This is a genomic window from Leptospira abararensis (assembly GCF_016918735.1).
Taxonomy (GTDB): Bacteria; Spirochaetota; Leptospiria; order Leptospirales; family Leptospiraceae; genus Leptospira_A; species Leptospira_A abararensis.
This window is the reverse complement of record NZ_JAFFPR010000029.1, coordinates 1-16,758: the sequence shown is the minus strand read 5'-3', so window position 1 is coordinate 16,758 and position 16,758 is coordinate 1. Positions and strand designations below refer to the sequence as shown.

General features: G+C 37.4%; 15 protein-coding genes. 8 read left to right on the top strand and 7 right to left on the bottom strand.

The annotated features are described in order from the left end of the window. Positions 1 to 94: 94 nt before the first annotated feature. From JWG40_RS09920 to JWG40_RS09895, 6 genes are read left to right on the top strand one after another with little or no spacing between them, the layout of a single operon-like run. Positions 95 to 1,306, top strand: a complete 1,212-nt coding sequence (locus JWG40_RS09920) for a FliG C-terminal domain-containing protein (RefSeq protein ID WP_205285656.1) — start codon at positions 95 to 97, stop codon at positions 1,304 to 1,306. A 4-nt stretch (positions 1,307 to 1,310) separates the two neighbouring features. Continuing rightward, complete coding sequence (fliH, locus tag JWG40_RS09915) at positions 1,311 to 2,234, top strand: flagellar assembly protein FliH (protein WP_002973208.1); 924 nt, start codon at positions 1,311 to 1,313, stop codon at positions 2,232 to 2,234. After that, a complete protein-coding gene (locus JWG40_RS09910; RefSeq protein WP_205285655.1) occupies positions 2,231 to 4,216 on the top strand; it encodes a sensor histidine kinase in 1,986 nt (661 codons plus the stop codon). The genes fliH and JWG40_RS09910 overlap by 4 nt, the downstream gene beginning before the upstream one ends. Then, complete coding sequence (locus JWG40_RS09905; protein WP_205285654.1) at positions 4,213 to 6,210, top strand: 7TM-DISM domain-containing protein; 1,998 nt, start codon at positions 4,213 to 4,215, stop codon at positions 6,208 to 6,210. Before JWG40_RS09910 ends, JWG40_RS09905 begins: the two co-directional genes overlap by 4 nt. A 56-nt stretch (positions 6,211 to 6,266) precedes the next feature. Then, positions 6,267 to 6,851: a Crp/Fnr family transcriptional regulator gene (locus JWG40_RS09900; protein WP_232369303.1), complete on the top strand. Its 585-nt coding sequence runs from the start codon at positions 6,267 to 6,269 to the stop codon at positions 6,849 to 6,851. Positions 6,852 to 6,901: 50 nt separating this feature from the next. Then, positions 6,902 to 8,128: an NnrS family protein gene (locus JWG40_RS09895; RefSeq protein WP_205285652.1), complete on the top strand. Its 1,227-nt coding sequence runs from the start codon at positions 6,902 to 6,904 to the stop codon at positions 8,126 to 8,128. 4 nt (positions 8,129 to 8,132) lie between these two features. On the opposite strand, the gene JWG40_RS09890 is transcribed toward JWG40_RS09895, so the two are convergent. Genes JWG40_RS09890 through JWG40_RS09875 form a run of 4 tightly spaced genes read right to left on the bottom strand, consistent with a single transcriptional unit; the run spans position 8,133 to position 12,743 of the window. Continuing rightward, positions 8,133 to 9,884: a nitric oxide reductase activation protein NorD gene (locus JWG40_RS09890; RefSeq protein WP_205285651.1), complete on the bottom strand. Its 1,752-nt coding sequence runs from the start codon at positions 9,882 to 9,884 to the stop codon at positions 8,133 to 8,135. A 9-nt stretch (positions 9,885 to 9,893) separates the two neighbouring features. Beyond that, positions 9,894 to 10,676, bottom strand: a complete 783-nt coding sequence (locus JWG40_RS09885; protein ID WP_205285650.1) for a CbbQ/NirQ/NorQ/GpvN family protein — start codon at positions 10,674 to 10,676, stop codon at positions 9,894 to 9,896. Positions 10,677 to 10,679: 3 nt separating this feature from the next. Next, positions 10,680 to 12,029: a cbb3-type cytochrome c oxidase subunit I gene (locus JWG40_RS09880; protein ID WP_205285649.1), complete on the bottom strand. Its 1,350-nt coding sequence runs from the start codon at positions 12,027 to 12,029 to the stop codon at positions 10,680 to 10,682. Between the two features lie 9 nt (positions 12,030 to 12,038). Further along, positions 12,039 to 12,743 (bottom strand): c-type cytochrome, encoded by a 705-nt coding sequence (locus JWG40_RS09875; RefSeq protein ID WP_205285648.1) that lies wholly within the window; start codon positions 12,741 to 12,743, stop codon positions 12,039 to 12,041. A 304-nt stretch (positions 12,744 to 13,047) separates the two neighbouring features. Between JWG40_RS09875 and JWG40_RS09870 the strand changes: the two genes are divergently transcribed. Beyond that, positions 13,048 to 13,620, top strand: coding sequence for a cytochrome c oxidase subunit 3 (locus JWG40_RS09870; protein WP_205285647.1), 573 nt, complete (start codon positions 13,048 to 13,050; stop codon positions 13,618 to 13,620). 10 nt (positions 13,621 to 13,630) lie between these two features. After that, the gene (locus JWG40_RS09865) at positions 13,631 to 13,861 is read left to right on the top strand and encodes a prokaryotic cytochrome C oxidase subunit IV (RefSeq protein ID WP_205285646.1); all 231 of its coding nucleotides are present in this window, start codon (positions 13,631 to 13,633) and stop codon (positions 13,859 to 13,861) included. Here the strand turns inward: JWG40_RS09865 and mtnC are convergent. From mtnC to JWG40_RS09850, 3 genes are all read right to left on the bottom strand, one after another. Then, positions 13,858 to 14,589, bottom strand: a complete 732-nt coding sequence (gene mtnC / locus JWG40_RS09860) for an acireductone synthase (protein ID WP_205285645.1) — start codon at positions 14,587 to 14,589, stop codon at positions 13,858 to 13,860. The two genes, JWG40_RS09865 and mtnC, sit on opposite strands and share 4 nt — an antisense overlap. 21 nt (positions 14,590 to 14,610) lie before the next feature. After that, positions 14,611 to 15,975 (bottom strand): MFS transporter, encoded by a 1,365-nt coding sequence (locus JWG40_RS09855; RefSeq protein ID WP_205285644.1) that lies wholly within the window; start codon positions 15,973 to 15,975, stop codon positions 14,611 to 14,613. Continuing rightward, the coding region (locus JWG40_RS09850) for a hypothetical protein (protein ID WP_205285643.1) at positions 15,972 to 16,758 on the bottom strand (787 nt) is incomplete at its 5' end. The genes JWG40_RS09850 and JWG40_RS09855, both read right to left, overlap by 4 nt.

Below are 16,758 nucleotides of genomic sequence, written 5' to 3'. Positions count from 1 at the left end.
GAAGGACAAGAATTTGAAAAGGAAGTTTTCTAAATAAAAAAAATAATATTTTTTGGTTTGTACGGCTGTCACGCTAAGTTATTATGTCACCTAAATGAAAACTCCGTCCGGACCCAATAAAGCCGCCTTTGCCTACCAAATCTTAGGCCGCTATTTACCGGATGAAGTGTTCTCTCATTTGAGTGATTCCGAAATTGAGTCCCTTCTCTTAAAGGTGGAGTCCAACCCATCTCCAACCAAGGGTCAGGAAAAAGACATCCTACTCTCCTTTACAAGGTTCCTCCAAAAAAAAGGAAACCAAGGGAACTCACGAAACCCGAACCAGTCAGGCAGCGACGGGTTGAGCGGATATACGAATAACAACAATCATCCTGTTCGTCCGGGCCAGGGTGGAACCTCCGGCGGGGGTTATACGAATAACGCATATTCCTCCAAACCAGCGGGGAAAACCGAACCCGCATTCGGAAATTCACCTATCGACAGCGGTTTTACGAATAACGACTATACTCCCCAATCCTTGAGTGGTAGCGGGAAATATGCGCAGAGCGAACATCCAGATACAAATGAGTTGTATTCGCTCCTCCAAGAAATCTTAAAAGAGGAAGATTCCAAGTCGCCAGCTCCCCTCTGGCCGGAACTTCCGACTTATTCTTTGGAAATGCTCAAAAACCTGACCATGGACGAATCCTCCGAGGTCGTGGCCCGGGTCTTAAGTTTTTCAGACCCAGAAACGGCTTCGGAGGTTTTGGCTGAATATCCGGAAAACCATAGAGAAGATATCATTTTAGCTCTTTCCGAAATTGATTACCATTCGGATCGGGAAAGGGACCAATTGGAGCGTTTCCTCCGGTTCAAAATGGAGCTCATCCAGAAAAAAATGCCGGTTTCCAAAATTCGCAGTCGCAAGGCAAAAACAGCGGGGGAAATTCTCACAAGGCTTCCTTTTTTACCCTCTCAAAATTTAATTGAACGAATTCAGAAAAAAAGCCCAGAATATGCCGAAACTATAGTAGAACACTACTTTCGTTTGGAAGACCTCCTTCATTTAGGAAGGACGAGCCTCACTCGGTTCTTTTCTGAGATCCATCCTCTTGTCCTTGCTTGTGCATTGAAAGGAGTGGAGACAGAATTTCGTGATCAAGTATATTCCAATTTGGAATCTTGGCTTGTGAAAGAAATAAAGATCGAATGGGATTCGTTAGGTCCAGTTTCGCTTGCGGAGATTGAAGAAGCCCAAAAGGGAATCTTAGATCGTTTGCGCGAAGCAATGGATGAAGGCAAAGTGAAACTTTGGAGATTGAAGTAAGGATATGGCAAAACTAGTTTTTAAACCCATTCAAATTGCCGACTTACAAGAAGAAGTTGAAATTCAACTTCCTGATAAGTACAAAAAATTTCATAAGACCGACGAACAAGAAGACTTCGAGATAGACCAAGAAGGGAATATCATCGAACAATACCAAGGACCATCGATCGAAGAGATCGAAGCAGAACTCCAAAGGTATCGCCAAGAGACGGAAGAACAAGTCCGGCAATTATTAGAAGACGCTAAAAAACAAGCCAAAGCCATTGAAGAAGAAGGACGAACCAAAGCCTTCCAAATGGTGCAAGACTCCAAAGAAAAAATTAAATTAGAAGAAGACTCAGGCCGAGCCAAAGCGGAACAAATCTTAGATCGTGCGAAGATGGAAGTCGAACGTATGATCAAAGAAGCCGAAATGAAACAGGCTGAGATCGAACACGAAGCATACCAAAAAGGTTACGATGCAGGTCGTGAAGTTGGATTCAAAAAAGGCCAAGGGGAAGTGAGACGACTCATTGACCGATTAGGAACTATCATTGGTAAGGCGATTGACATCAGGGAAGAGATGATTGCAGCCTCTGAAAAACAAATGGTAGAAATGATTCTTGTGATCGCAAGAAAAGTAATCAAAGACGAAATCATTGAACGTAAAGAAATCGTGCTTAATAACATTCGTGAAGCAATGAAACGAATTAAAGATCGTGACCGAATTGATATTCGTGTTAACTTTGCTGACTTGGAACTCACGACAGCGCACAAAGACGAACTCATCAAACTTATGGAATCTCTCCGCAAGGTCAATATCTACGAAGATTCTCGAGTGGATCGCGGTGGAGTTATCATCGAAACAGATGTGGGTGCTATCGACGCAAGGATTTCTACTCAGCTCAAAGAAATCGAAGAGGCCATTCGAAACGTCGAACCGATATGATTTCGAAAACCCGTATTTTCAAGCTCGTATTCGGGTTCGCATTCGTTTTGTTGCCAGCTTTTTTCAGTTTGGCGGCAGAACCTTGTGGGGCCATGATCACTTCCTTCGAAAGACCCATTGTTTTAAAAACAGATTGGTTATTTAGAAAGGGTGATAACTTAGATTGGCGTGACGAAACTGTCGAGGAATCATTTTGGGTCAAAAGATCGGTTCCTGATTATGGAATTTCTAAAACAGAAAACCTAACAGGCTACCACTGGTATCGTTGTTCCTTTTATTTACCAGAAAACTATACAACACCTGTTGAACCGGTTGCGATTCAACTCGGTCGGATCCGAGATATTGATGAGTTTTATCTCAATGGAACTTTAATCGATAAAACAGGAACCGTTTTGCCAAAAATGGAAGTAGACTTCCAAAAAATCAGAATTTATTCCTTACCCACTCACCTTCTCAAACCAGGCCTGAACGTAATGGCGATTCGCATTTACGCTGCGACCAATCTAAATGGACTCAAAGAAGCTCCCACAATTGCAAAAGAACGTCTGTTACGAGAAACAGTCTTTACGAAAGAAATCTTTGCCATGGTATGCGGATATGTATTTATATTTATGGGGATTTATTTTTTAGTAGGTTCCATAGTACGCGGACGAGCTGGAGAAAACTTTTTCTTTGCTCTATTTTCTATTTTCATGGGAATTTATGTTTTAATTCGTACTCAACATCGTGATATTTTATTTGAAAGTTTTACTTGGTCTTATGTTGCAGAACTTTTAGTTCTCATTTGCCTTCCCGTATTTTTCATCAACTTCATGCACCAGTATTTAAAGATGAAAAGAAACATGGTGTTACTAGTTTACGAAGTATTTCTTTTTGCTTTATTTGTCATCACACTGTTTTTCAGAACTCCAAAGACTTGGATCTTGGTCATTGCTCTTTTTAACTATGCATTACCAGTGGCAATGGGACTTGTGATTTATTTATTTGTAAATAATGGAAAAACTAACATTGCAAAGGTGAAGTACATTCTCATTGGGATTGCCTCTTTGTTGCCGACCATCCTGATTGATAGTCTTTCTGCTTTAGAAATTATCTCCATGCCGGGAACATTGTATTTAGGTTTTTTGATTTTTCTTGTAATGATTTCGATTCAACTTTCGAACGATATTGTTTTGGGTTTGGAAAACTTTATCGAACAAGAAAAAGAGCTAATCCAGATGGAAAGAGTAAAAACTGGCTTTCTAATCAACTTATCCTCTGAGTTCAAATCTGGAATGGAAAAAATCAAGAAGGCAATTGACAATATATCAACAAACTCAGTTAAAAACAGTTCCAAAGAACAAACAAAAGTATCTACGAAATCTGCACCCAAAAAGAAAGCTAAAGCAAAATCTGGACAAAAACAAGAGTTAGACCCTGTAAAACAGGCAGAAGACCATATTTCTTACATGAGTTATATGGTAGAAGAAGCAATGCTCTTACGTAAACTCGAAGATCGAACATATATTCCTTTTTATGAAACATTCTCTGTAGCAGAGTTAATTCGAAATTGTGTATCCAGTGTAGAAAATCATTTGGAACAACATAGAAAAACAACTTCAATCGAAGTAAAACCAAATGACTTGGAAATCTACTTCCCTAAAGAACTATTTTTTTGTATTTTAAGAAACCTTATTGAAAATGCCTACCAATACACAGATCCAAAAACAGACATTAGCATAGAATTTTTTAATCGCGATGGTTACCACCAACTCATTGTTATGGATGAAGGCATGGGTCTCAGCCAATTAGAGATGGAAACAATCTTTCAAAAGTTTGTTCGTGGATATCGTGACAAAAAAAATGAAATCCCTGGAGCAGGGATAGGACTCACTTTAGTCGAAGCTACGACAAAATTTTTAGGTGGAACCGTAAGTTTAAAGTCCAGCGAAGGTATGGGAGCAAAATTCACAATCCGTATCCCGGAGAAACCTAAAAAATGAAATTTTTTAAATTTAACCGAATCCTATTATTATTTCTGTTTTTCTTTGTTTCTCATTGCTCTCGCTCAACCAATGAAAACACAGTTGTATTACGTTTGGATGGGGACGACTGGGGGATTTATTTTAACGATAACGCCGATATCCTCAGCAATGAATTTAATGCCAACAACTTAGATATCACTACAGTCCCTAGTAATTTTAGGAACTTAAACAGAAGTTATCGCGGATCCATTTGGGTTAGAAAGAGTTTTGACATCACCACAGAACAACACCAGAAGTCATTAGCCCTACAATTGGGAAAAATCTACGAATCAGATGAAGTATTTATCAACGGTGTATTGATTGGAAAAAACAATTCTGCATTCGGAAAAGATCCAGATGAATTTGCTTTCGGTAGACCAAGAATTTACCCAATTCCTCACGATTTATTGTTAGATGGAGAAAATATCCTAATTATAAAAATCGATTCTTCACTTTCCACTTCTGCAGGAATTATCACAGGGCCAATCCGCATTGTAACTTACGAAGAAGCATTAAATGGTAATCTTTATGATTCTCTAGTCGAACTTATCTTTGTTGGATTTTATCTCTTTATCGCTTTGTTCTTCTTTATTAATTTCTTTAACCTAAGAGATAAAAAAGAATACTTTAGCTTCAGTATACTAGCACTTATATTTTCTGCCTATGAATTGTCTAAAAATGAAGTTCGATTCTTTTTAATCGATCATTTCGCTATATTAAAGTTTATCGAGTATACTTTTTTACTCATACTTCCTTATGGTTTTATTAAATTTATCCAGGATTTCTTTGAATTAAAACCTTTTAAATACCAAAGAATCTACCTCCTAACCCAATTTTTCTTTATCGCTGTTTTTGCTTTAGTGCACAATCCCGTATTTTGGTATAACTTTATCGGTTATTGGGACATTCATTTATTGGCTGTGATTGGTTATGCTATCTATGTTACATTTGTAAAATTCCGTGATCAGGCAAGGGGATCTGCCATTCACTTGCTCGCTCTTGTTTATTTACTTTATTCCATTTTAAAAGAAATCTTAATCGAAAGAGGATATCTTAATTCTCATTCCTCTCTCGAAACCAGTTTTTTAGTCTATCTAATTCTAATGACTCTTGCTTTAAGATTTCAATTTCTGATGATGAAGCGAAAACTTCAAAATCGATATGAAAGATTGAAAGAAGCAGATTCGCTTCGCGAAAAGATTTTTTACTACATGGATGCTATGATTTCAGGACCCTTAAAATCCATGAAAGATAAGTTGATTTCCTATAGAGAGTCTACTCAAAAAACTAAGGATAAAAATCTAGTAAAAGAAGTGATCGAAGTACAATCATCCATTGACAATGTAATGGATGATATTATTGAACTTTCGAGGTTAGAAGTACTCAAAGAGGTACCTTTTAAAGAACAAGTAAACTTTATTTCCTTCATCAATGAAGTCATTCCAGAAGATGATATAACTTACTCGATTAAGGTAAACCCAGAGACTGAAATCCATAACAGTTTAGATTTAATTAACTCTGTAGTGGTGAGACTTGTTGATTTTCCTCCTTTTAAAGAATTCAATCATAATGATTTGATTATCACACAAGATTTAAGAGGAAATGTTCACTTCCGATTTTTACTATTTCATAGTAATCCCAAAGTTTCACAAAGATTATTTAGCGATTTAATGGAAAACTACAATACACTAACACCTGTAAAAGTAAAATGGGCAATCATATTAGAAATAGTACGCCTACTCGGTGCAAAGATAGATTTCAAAATCATTAAAAAGAAATATCTCAAAATCGACTTAGGCATTGCGGCGATTGTACCCGTTTCCGAACTTCAACCAGTTAAAGAATCACAGGTCAACGGCAAAACTATATCGACCAAACCACAGAAAGAAGACTGGAAAGTAACTTTAAAGCGTATTTGGAAATTTCTAAAAGAAACTGAAATTAAAATTCCCAATTTTAAAAAGAAAAAATAATTTCCTATGATTTTATGATTATAAAGTATCTTACACAGCTTAATTCTGAATCATTAATGAAAGCATTTGAAGGATGCCAGGAATTAACTTTTTCAAAAGATGAATTTTTATTCCATGGCGGCGACAAAGTTTCCTATATGGATTTACTTGTTACAGGAGACTTACAGGTTTTCAAATACGATGGGAACATGAATGAAGTGACCTTAACTTTCTTTCGACCAGTGAGTATCATAGCAGAGTGGGCGGTCATCCAGGGAATTCCTTATCCTGCTTCTGGCAGATTCACTAAAAATAGTACAATATTAAGAATGCCATTAACTGAAGTACAAAGCCGCATTCATAAAAATATAGAACTCAATCACATTTTAATGCATTCACTGATGAACAAAATTGAAACCTTAAATTTGGCAATCAATCGTGGTCTAACAATGGACGCAATGCAAAGGGTAGCTCATTTTTTATTTTATGGGACACCGGATTCGCTAACTTTGAAACAAACACAAATGGCATCTTTACTCTATTTAAGACCAGAAACATTTTCCAGAATCCTAAAACAATTAAAAGACCAAGGCCTAGTTGATACCCAAAAGGGAGAGATCTCCATTTTGGACAAAGAGGGTTTACTGAAAATTTTAGCTTAGTTCTTGATTTGAATCAATGAAATGATTCTAATTTCTATTAGGATCACAATATGAAGAATTCATTTTTTCAGCAAAGTTTGTGGAATACCGCATTCCGACCTTTTTTTTGGTTCGGTTCGACTTATGGGATTTTTGTCATTGGATTTTGGTTATTAGTACTTTCGAATACAGTAAGTAACCCAATCAAAATTAATTCCATCCATTGGCATTCCTACGAAATGGTCTTTGGTTTTTCCAAAGCAATTGTACTCGGCTTCCTTTTCACTGCAGTTCAAAATTGGACGAACTCTAGCATCTTAAAAGGAAAAAATCTATTCTTTCTTCTTCTTTTTTGGGTCTTAGGTAGATTTTCCATGTACCCTCTGGGCCTTCCTTCCTATTTATCTTTCGGTTTGGACATTAGCTCTGATCTAATGGTCATCTACTTATTATTACCTAAACTTATGGTACCTACACAAAAACATAATAGACCCATTGTATTTCACTACGCACTCTTCACCATATTCCATTTGTTAAGTGGTCTTTCTGCTCGTTCGGTTTTAGAGCCAGAACAAACTTTATTATTTATTCATTTAAGCATTTTCGTAATCTTGTTTTTGATTTTGATCATTGGGGGACGTGTTGTTCCCTTCTTTTCTGGAGTTGTTATCGCAGGGTATTCCTTCAAACGAATCCCTAAACTAGAATCGGCCATCCTTTATTTGCCGTTTGCCTTTTATCTTTTTAAACTCACCCAAGGATTCTTAGAACCAAGTGCTTCAACAAATATTGACTTAACAAAATTTAATTTAGTTACATTGACACTCATCACTTCTTTTTTGATTAGTTTATCATTATTTGTTACCAATAGTATACGATTTCTTTCTTGGAAACCTTGGAAGTCGTACAAAAAACCTATATTATGGATTTTGTATATGGGTTACTTCTGGGTTTGTTTAGGATTTTTGTTCTATAGTTTGGCGGAACTCGGATACTTCCCTATCTCTTCAGCAATCCACTGTCTAACAGTTGGAGGAATCGGAGTTTTTATCTATGGGATGATCACAAGAGTGAGTTTAGGACATACGGGAAGAAGTATTGTGGCCTCCCAACTCACTGTATTTGCCTATGTTATTTTTAATTTTGCTGTGTTCGTTCGGCTTTTCTTTCCTTTGGTTGGCGAATACAAGTATGCATACCATTTATCCGGTGTGATTTGGATTCTAACATTTTTGATATTTCTATTACAATACACGAAAGTTTTATTTAGCCCAAGACCTGACGGAAAACCATCATAAAGGATTACACTCTTATGGCTCTTCGAAAAAATTCTTGGAGAGAATCGAGGAGCCTTTCCGGATGGAACAACATTTGATAACTGGCGTTTCTCATCATAGCGGGAATTGTTGGTTTTTCTTCTGTACCTATTGCCAAGGTATAAACCTGAATTCCATTTAACAAACATTCTCCGACCGCTTTATTTACATCCTCAATTCCATACTTTCCTTCATACTGATCATAATCATTGGGACGAGCATCAGTGATTAAAATAATCCATTTTTGTTTGTAAGAGGTTTCTTTTAGTATCGAACTTGTATGACGTAAAGATGGACCCACGCGCGTGTATCCAATTGGGGAAAGTGGACCTAAACGATTTCGTACCACCGTCCAAGCTTCTGATAGTTTCTTTACATGAACGAATTGATTGTAGTTACGAGTCCGTGAATAAAAACCGGCAATTCCAAATGGAATTTTTAGGTCTTCCAAACATTCTGAAAACAAAAGTAGACTTTCTCTTTCGACATCCAAAACCCTTTTTTCTTGAATCCAGGAATCTGTAGATAAACTTAAGTCCACAAGAAAATATAAAACCATATCTGATACATCCCGAATAGGATTCATATAAATCGATTCGGAAGGGCTAATTTTGGCTTTGAGATCTGCATACCGATCCACGAGGGCATCCAAGTCAATATCAGCTCCAGCCACCAAACGTTTTTTGATCCGAGTTTGATTTAGGAGAGCCATCATTTTCTTTTTTAATTGAATTAAATGCGAATGTTGTTTTTCCAAAACATGTTTCGTATAAGCAACATCAGTTTGTTTTGGAAACTCTTCTACCACAGAACAATAGTTTGGTTTATATTTTTTTAGTTTGTAATCCCACTCAGAATAAGTAAAACTTTTTCCCTCATCATTTACATCCGCGATTTCCAGTAAAGTTCCCGATCCTGATTCACTAGTTCGTGTTGTATGGACGGGATCTTCTGTTCGAATGATATGTTTTAGATTTAGCTCTTGCAAAGCCTCCTCCTCTTCCATATCCTCTTCCCCATCAATATCACGCCATTGCCCATCAAACTCTTCAACGGTTTCAATTTTTTCAAAATTGTGACCCAAGGTGTACTCTTCGATTTTTTTCTCATCGACTTCTAAAAGTTCAGCTTCGTTTGGATCCAACTTTTGTTTTGATTCTTTCGATTGAATTTTTTGTTTATTCGATTGGGATACAAAGTCTTTTCCGGCTGGGAAAATTTGTTTTGTATCGGTGATATATGTTTGGGCTGTAAGTAAGATGAAATTTATTTTTTTATATTGTGTTTGGTCTTTTTTGCGAATCTCCAACCTTTCCTTACGAATATCTTTCCAATCCGCTACGATACCCGGATATTTTTTAAAAAACATTCGAAACTGATGAAAGAAATTTTCGAAAGAACCAGAAGCAATTGCGGTATTAGTTAGTAAATCTTGCTTTCTATCAAAAAGAAAAGAAAGATAAGCTAGGAGAATCCGAACAAATTTTTTTGAAATGGTTTCAGATACAAACCAATGTACCACTTCTGGAAATTTCAAAAAGTTTTGACCTAAGGAAATGGAATCACCTCCAAGAATCAAAATGACTGGTTCTTTTTTTAGAGTTTGTAAATACCTAATGATTCGAACTTCTTCGGATTTTAAATCATATCCATAATAGGGACTCGGAGTTTTAAGTTTTTTACGAATTTTTTTCCAAAGTGTATGGCCTTGGTAGAATATGAACTGGTCCCATTCCAATGTTTTATCCTAAAAGATCAGGTCGAAGCTATCTTGTAAGGCAGCAACTGTATCTATATCATCGGACAAAGGAAGGATGATGGCAGTTCTTCCGGCAAGGCGCGAGGGAAGCCCTTTTGTTATCAATTTTGCACAGGACACGAGTAATCTTGTCGATACGGTTTCGGCTAACCCCAACTCGGATTTATTTCTGACAAGACCCGCAAACTGAACTAATTTTTTAGCGATTGGTTCGCCAATCCCCGTTTCTCCCACAATGATTTTTTCCTCAACAGAAGGTTTGGGATAAGGAAAGTCCATTCCGAGAAATCGTTGTTTGGTGGAAGGTTTTAGTTCTTTAAACCCTCTTTGGTATCCAGGGTTATAGGATGCTACGAGTAAAAAATCTGGATGTGCTATGATTTCTTCATTTTTTCTTTCGAGAAATAAAGTGCGACGGTGGTCTGTTAATGAATGGATCGTTACCAGTGTGTCTGGTCTTGCTTCTGCAATTTCATCCAAATACACAATAGCTCCTTCTTTGACTCCCGTTGTGAGTGGTCCATCCATCCAAATGGTATCAGCCCCTTTCACCAAAAATCTTCCGACTAAATCAACGGAAGAAGTTTCATCATTACACAAAATTGTGATGAGTCTACGTCCCATTAAGTGAGCCATATATTCCAAAAACCGAGATTTACCAGATCCAGTAGGGCCTTTCAACAGAAGCGGCAGAGAATTCTCTGCCGCCATTTGAAAGATTTCTATTTCCTTACCGATTGGTTCGTAATAGGGTGCTTTCTTCGTTAACATAAATTAATCGAGGTCACCAACATTTTTACCCAGAGCTTCATTCGATGGAAGACCATGGCGAATGAAATCGACGATAAAGTATGTGATTCCAACAGTGAAGAGGGTTGCCGCAAGTAACATTCCGTAAAAATGGAAAATGATTTCTTTTTGAACCACCAAAAAGTCCATACCCAATTTACGTTCTAAATACACTTGTGTGATTCCGGCAACAGCGAGTGCTCCCGTCATTCCCAACATTCCAATATTGGATGCCCAAAATGCTAAATAACCAGACATTCCTGTAAATAGTTTTCTTCCCGTAAGGTTAGGCATAGCATAAGAAATTACAGCTAACACTAACATTGCGTAGGCTCCCCAGAAAGCAAGGTGTCCATGCATCGCAGTAATAAGTGTTCCATGGGTCCATTGGTTGACCGCAGGCCAAGTATGAGCAAAACCGAGGAAACCTGCTCCAATAAAAGACATCATCGCACTTCCCAGTGTCCAATAGAGTGCAATTTTATTCGGATGGTTTTTTCCTTTTTTGCGATACATATTGAGTGCCCAGATGGCCATACCAAGGAAAGCAAGTGGTTCTAAGGCAGAGAAAATACCACCGACCATAAGCCAATACTTAGGAGTTCCAATCCAATAGTAGTGGTGACCCGTTCCCAAAATTCCGGAAAGGAAAGTCAAACCCACAACTACATAGAGCCATTTTTCGATTACTTCTCTGTCCACTCCCGTGAGTTTGATGAGTAAAAAAGAAAGGATACCACCCATAATGAGTTCCCATACTCCTTCTACCCAAAGATGTACTACCCACCAGCGAAAGTAAGAATCTATCGTTTGGTTGTCGAAGTAAATCATACCAGGTAAATAGAGTAAGGCGGCACATAACAAACCAAAGAAGAGAACAAGTTGTGTTGTACTTCTTTTTTTGGCATCCCAAATGGTCATAGCAATGTTAAACAAAAATGTTAAAACATTCACAACTACCAAATAGTCAAGTGGCCTTGGGATTTCTAAGAACTTACGTCCTTCCCACCAATTGAAGTGAAATCCGATGATAGCGATTACACCAACGACCACCCAAGAAATGAGTTGGATGTAGGCAAGTTTGACACTATACAACTCCCTGTCTGATTCTTCAGGAATGATATAATAAGCAGCACCCATAAAACCAGTTAACAACCATACTACGAGTAAGTTTGTATGAGTAGCACGTGCGGTATTGAAAGGAATATAATCATGTAGTCCATCCAAGCCGATACGAGCAAATCCCATAATGAAACCATATATGATTTGTAAAGATAAGAGTAACATACAAGTTGCAAAGAACCAATATGCGACCTTTTGTGATTGGAATCTCATTGTTTCTCCTTATTTCAATGCAGAAAGATAAGTTACGATATCTTTTCTTTCTGGATCAGTTAACGGCAACTTAGGCATATTTGTTCCCGGTTTGATGGCCTGAGGATCTGATAACCAACGATTGAGGTAATCAGAATCAAATTTACTACCTACGTGATCAAGCGCTGGCCCAACATTTCCTCCTTTTCCACCTACCGCATGACAGGCGACACAAAGTTGAGAAAACTTTTCTGGTTGAGACAAAACAACTGCATTGGATTTGACCTGAGGGGCAGGAGAAGTTGCAATCGAATCGATGGGAATATTTGGTTTTGGAGGCCAACCGTTGGCATCAATTTTACCTACCCAATCCAAAAAGGCAATGACCTGTCCTTTTTCTTCTTTAGTAAAGTTGTACTTCACCATTTTTCTTTCTCCAGGAAACATCGCCTGTGGATCGTCTAAAAAAACATCGATCCAAGTGGCTCCTCGCCTTTCGACAACCTTAGTCAGATCCGGTGCATAATATGCCCCTTCACCTAACAGTGTATGACAACCCATACAATTGTTTTTTTCCCAAATTTCTTTACCCTTTAAAACATCTTCGGTGATGTTTTGTGCATTGGTTCGGGAATCAGTTTGTCGCAAGGTATCCACAGTGAGAAACACAAAGACAGCACTAAACAAGAAAGTGCCTCCCAAAAAGAACGCCCTAGCTTGCGATTTTGATAGCATCCTTGCCTCCTATTTTCAATTTTTAGAATTGTAGGAGCAGATTCTAGTCTTGGCATTGATTTATATCAAGTACGAATTTGAATTTTTCTAATATGATTGATTTTCAGGCGATGAACGAATGTTAACTGCTATTTAGAATCAATCTAATTGCCTAAGAACTATGTTCACAAAGTATTTCTTTGTACAGATTGTCCTTATTTAAATGGAATCCCTAAGTGTTAGTCAACAAAATAGATTTTCCAATTGAATTATATTAATTGAATATTCGTTTATTTAGAAATAAGTATAGGTTCTGGAGAATGGAATGAATCAAAACAATATACAAACAAATCAATCTTTATGGTATCCTCCGGGAGGAATCCTGATTTGGATGATTGTTCTTGTAGAAGTGCTTACGTTTTGTATGGGAATTGGCTCGCTCGTGTATGAAAAATCGAATGATCTTACAAATTTTTCTTTTATGCAGTCGCACTTAAACAAAACTTTTGCATTTTGGAATACAGTGTTTTTACTAACGAGTGGGTTTTGTATTGCAGTCGCTGTACTTTATAAAAGCAAAAACAATATAGATGTTTTTAAAGTCTGTCTCACTGCATCGATCCTATTTGGATTCGCATTCCTGATACTTAAATCCTATGAATTTAGAGAAAAATGGCTGCTAGGTTATACTTTAGAAACCAGTAATTTTTTTAGTTACTATTGGTTACTCACTGGATTTCATTATCTCCATGTAGTTGTGGGTATTCTAATTCTTTTTATCATCTACTTTAGTCGTAAAACCATAACTTTTGAAAACCTAGAGGCTGGTGCTGTATTTTGGCATATGTGCGATTTGATTTGGTTGTTACTTTATCCCGCACTTTATTTGATTCAGTAGGTACTAGAAAATGAAATTAATTATCATTACTTATATAACTCTTATGTTTATCGTTTACTTTTCCTTTTTTGGAATGGGCCAGACAATTCCTGGAAATTGGAATCTCATTCTTATGAGTGCCATCAAGTTTCTATTGATTTGTTATGTATTTATGAACCTGAAAGAAGCCCATCCTTTTTGGAAAGTAACCTTTCCCATACTTATCGGGATCTATTCATTCAGTATTTGGATTCTTACTTAGAAATGATTCCATACGGGAAAGGTATGTGGTTTTTGCGATAGGTTCCCTGGCCTGTTAAGTATTACCACATCCATCCCCACAGCATTGGCAGCTTCTGCTTCCTCTACGATATCTGTAAAAAAACGAATTTGATTTGGTGGAGACTCTAGTTTGTTTGCGATATTTTCATAACTTTCTTTTTCTCTTTTCCCACCGACTGCTGTATCAAAATAAGAAGTGAAATAGTTCCTAAGATCACCTAACTCTGAATACTGATAGATTAAAATTTGTGCTTCGACAGAACCAGAGGAATACACATGATTTTGAATTCCTAGATCCATTGTTTTTTTTAAAAATCCGGGAACATCCTCATACACAATACTTTTGATTTCCCCTGATTCATAACCTTCTTTCCAGATTTTGCCTTGGATCTCTTTCAGAGGGCCAAACTTACGATCTTTCTCGATCAAATATTCAAAGTAGGAGGGAATGAATTCCGTTGAAAAACCGAGGGGATTTGACTGCTGTTTTCCGTTCCCTTTTGTAAAAAGATTCAAAAAATCTTTTTCACGTAATGTCAGATCTTTCTCAAATTCTAATTGGATTTCTTTGAGTCGATCTTCCGAAAACTGATAGGTTCTTAGGAAACGAGTAATGTGGTTTTTTGCATAAGGAAAGAGAACCTGATGGACAAAGGCGATTGGTGCCGTTGTCCCTTCAATGTCGAGTAAGTTGTGTTTAATATTCATTCAGTCCCAAGGCTAAAGAATTTATGCAACGGATGCATTTTCTTTCATAAGCAGATGCATTCTTTCTTCATCTTTTTCATAATTAAACAATATAAGTAACCATGCCAATGCACAAGGAATCCAGAAAAGAATCGATATGGATAAGGCAAGTCCTCGGTCAGGAGTCAAACCTAAAATCACGGCTGACATCACGGGCCCAAGACCTTTTCCTAAATCATCTGTTAGGTTGTAAATGGAAAATATGGCACTTCTTGATTTTGGTTCATTTACATTTAATAAAACAGCACGTACGTTCGGTCCAGTAACAGAGATCATAATCCCAGTAAAAATATTCAGGGCAATGAAAAGTCCCATAAAAGGAACAATGTCAAAGGAATACAAAAGCAAAATTGCCGGGAATACACCAAAAAATGTGGTTCCCATACATAGAAGTGGTTGGTATGTTTTTTTAATATTATATAAAATTTGACCAAGAACCCCACCAAAAAAAGTTCCAATAAAAATTCCGATTGCTGCAAAGGTAATCATCCCAGCAGAGATTTCTTTGGAAAGATGGTAAGTGTGTTCGTAATAATCAGCCAAATAAACAAAGAATACTCCCCAAGGAATACATCCCGGAAGGCCTTGTAAAAAGGCTCCTAAGTTGGTTTTGTTTTCGAAGAGTAATTTAAAATCTTTTAAACTGATTTTGTGAGATAACTCATCACTGACAACACCTTCGGCCCCACCGCGTTTGGGTTCTTTACAAAAGAACAAATAAATTGCTGCGAATATAAAAGAAGGAGCTGACATATAAATAAAAGAGGCGCGCCATCCGTTGATCGGGTCAGCTCCACCCAAAATTCCACCGAGGAGTTGGCCTACTCCCACACCAAGTCCCATCGCTAAGGACACATATCCAGTAGCAATCGCTCTTGATTGACTAGAAAAATAATCTCCAATCAAACTAAAGAGTAATGGAAAAATTCCACCAAGACCAAACCCACAAAGTGTACGCAAAACCAAAAACTGATCATACGTTTCTACATAAGCAGTTAAAAAACAAGGAATTTCACCGAGCAGTACTGTTGCGAGTAGTAAGTTTTTTCGTGAAAAGGTTTGTGATAGATATCCCATGGATAAGGAAACCACTCCACCCAAAATAAAAAACAATACAGGAATGATCCCACCTAACTTCCAGTCAACCTCGTTTGGATCTGTAATTCCTAAAGAGGCACCAATGTTTTTCATATTGGGTGCAATTAGGTTTTGATCGCCGAACAAAAAGAAGGCCATTCCTAAAATGACCCAAAATGCTAGAATCCCTCTGGCTCCATGGTCTGCGAGTTCGGCGAGGCCAAAGAATCGCAAATAGGATTTATCTCGTACTGATTGTTTTTGGTTCATGGATTGTTTTTCCTTTCTATTTGTTTTCGATAGACAAAAATAAATGAGAGCGTAAATAAAAATCCAAGAAATCCCACAACAGCAAAAAGGGAAAGGTCCCAACTCGTAAGTATGGAGCCATTCCAAATTTCTGGATTCGGATTGTTGGAAATAGTGGGAAGTGGTTTTCCACCAGAGAATGTAAATTCAACCGTAGTTCCAAATGCTAATGAACTAAGAACATAAGCACTAAGGCCAGCCGGAACGTCTTTATCTAGTTTGGTAACTGGAGTTTTTTCTCCGGTTGTAATTTCCATATCTTGTGGTTTTACAAAGATGGGAAATTTTCCATTCTCAGACTCAATTAACATTCGTTCGCTGAAAGAATCATTGTTATTGGGTATAAAATAAGAAATTTGCATTTCCGATACGCCAGGTAGGATTGCCCGATCCAAAATCCTTCCTCCATTAGTTCCCTCTGGGATTCCTAAAGGAATGGCCATCTTACTTCCTGGCTGTTGGATTTGTGCTAAAATCTCTGTCGCTTCTTTTGCAACTGAATATTCTAAAGGAGATAATTTTGAATCATAAGATTTTGGAGGTTTACTCGAGTTGTCTATTAGAAATAGTTTAAAGACTCGAAGACCTTTTTTTTCTCGCATAACCTGCATTAAGCTTTTCACAGCCACTTGTTTGCGATCCGCACCCGTATCAAACACCATTACCTCTTGCGGAGATGTACGAAATTTGGTGGTTGGCGGAATCATTTTATTATAATTTACACCTTGGTATTGGATTTGCAAG